The organism is Candidatus Rhabdochlamydia sp. W815, from assembly GCF_018642185.1.
GTDB lineage: Bacteria > Chlamydiota > Chlamydiia > Chlamydiales > Rhabdochlamydiaceae > Rhabdochlamydia > Rhabdochlamydia oedothoracis.
In genome coordinates this window covers 1-1,886 of sequence record NZ_JAAVTY010000169.1, presented here as the reverse complement: position 1 = coordinate 1,886, position 1,886 = coordinate 1, and the positions used below count along the sequence as shown (strand labels likewise).

2 protein-coding genes are annotated in these 1,886 nt (G+C 31.8%); both read left to right on the top strand.

Annotated elements, in window-relative coordinates; genetic code table 11:
* The coding region (locus RHOW815_RS07980) for a transposase (RefSeq protein WP_215217765.1) at nucleotides 1-248 on the top strand (248 nt) is incomplete at its 5' end.
* Between the two features lie 51 nt (nucleotides 249-299).
* Complete coding sequence (locus RHOW815_RS07975; RefSeq protein ID WP_215217764.1) at nucleotides 300-752, top strand: transposase; 453 nt, start codon at nucleotides 300-302, stop codon at nucleotides 750-752.
* Nucleotides 753-1,886 lie beyond the last annotated feature (1,134 nt).

Below are 1,886 nucleotides of genomic sequence, written 5' to 3'. Positions count from 1 at the left end.
TGATTCCAAATTTGACTCATGGCCAAGTTTTGATTCTCGATAACGCGAGCTTTCATAAATCAAAGACAACTAGAACATTGATAGAGGAAAGTGGATACGAAATGCTCTTTCTCCCGCCTTATTCACCGGACTTAAATCCTATCGAAAAATATTGGGCCAATATGAAAACGAAAATCCGAGAACTTTTACCTACTGTAGCTAATTTATCCGAAGCCTTAGATCAAGCTGTTTTATCAATGTCGATTTAAATAACTATAACAAAATCTCTTAATAATAAGAACAATATAAAAAGAGAATTTATGAGTGCAAATATAAACACAAGAGTTTTAGAATTAGTAGGTTCTGCTTGGAAAAAAGTAAAAGAAAGGGTTTTAGAAGTTACAACTCTTTCTTCCGACTCTATCAATGCGCAATCTACTCTTGATTTGTTTAAAAAATGGGAAGAAAAGTATCCTTTTGCACAAAGAATCGTGGTTATATGCGATAATGCTGCCTACTATAGGTCAAAAATTGTTGCAAATTACCTAAAAACATCCAGAGTAGAAATCAAATTCTTGCCTCCTTATTCTCCCGATCTCAATCTGATTGAACGCCTTTGGCGATTCATGAATAAAAAAGTTCGCAATAATCGATATTATGAAAAATTCTTAGATTTCAAGACGGCAATTTATGCCTTTTTTGAAAACATTCGTAAATATCGGGAGGAACTGCAGCCTCTTTTATCTAGGAAATTTTGCTTAGTTAAATCTTAATTTAAAAACAAACGAGTATACCATGAATATGAGTTCTATCTTACAATAGAAGATATTGAACATACTCGAACAAAGGCAAGGCATCCTCAAACCAATTTTGATCTTAAAGACACATGTTTATAAAGGAAAACAATGTGTTTCTTCAGTGGCTTTCCTACATACTGTTTTGGAATTAGGATGTTGATTTTTAGGTCCTCGTTGAGGAAGCTCAACCCAACTAAAATTATCCCTATTAAAATATGGCGGAGTACTTTAGCTCTTTCTTTTCTTCAAGTAGAAGGATTTCTTTATTTCTGGGATTTACAGGTATTCTTTCTGAGATTGACGAGTGCATAAAACATCTCTTGTGTGTCAAGTACATGCTTTTCCTAAAATACTAGTCAGGGTTTCGATCGCCTACTTTAACCCCGGGTATCTAAATTCTAGTTAGCAATAAGGTTCTCTCCCTTTTAGTTCTTTTAAACACTTAGAGTTGTTAAGTTTTTTCATCCGCACCTTGATTTTTTGGAGGATCTTGGTAGTATAACTAGATTTAAAAACTAAAGATTTTTGTTTCTCCAACTCCTCTTGTTCAAAAGAAATGTATGTTAATAATAAAAAAAAGATAAGTCAACAAGAAGTTTTTTTATTTCGGATAATTATTTTGAAATATCTGAATGTCAAAAACTTCCAAACTCATTTTATATTGTAAATTCATTTTTTTTAATAAGGGTTTTTCTAGGAAATATAGAAGAGTTTATTATGTTAAAATTTAAGCTATTATTTTTTTAACCTTATTAGGTTATTTGAATAAAAACTAAAGAGTTTTAAAGCCTACATTCCTAGACCTACAGCGCAATTTTTTTGAATTAGTCCATATATTTGAGCCGCTGTTTTCCCAAATAATAAAATGATTTTTTCCCGAAGCTCGTTGAGATTAGTAATAACTTCTCGAATATTATATAGTAGTGCCAATTCAAACGGCTAGCTTAATGGGGTTCAAGTCAACGACTTGAAACTTGTCGTTAATCCTAATGATATTTTTTGTGGGGTTTTGTACTTAGTCTTTTCAAGTTTGAAGTGCACAGAAGAATTAAAAAAAGAATAGGCAGGCGATGAAAGAATCTCTATTGTGATTTTTAACAATCAAACACA

Bases quoted from the DNA above. Each gene is read 5' to 3' on its own strand.
- RHOW815_RS07975 (WP_215217764.1), top strand. From the start codon at position 300: ATGAGTGCAAATATAAACACAAGAGTTTTAGAATTAGTAGGTTCTGCT.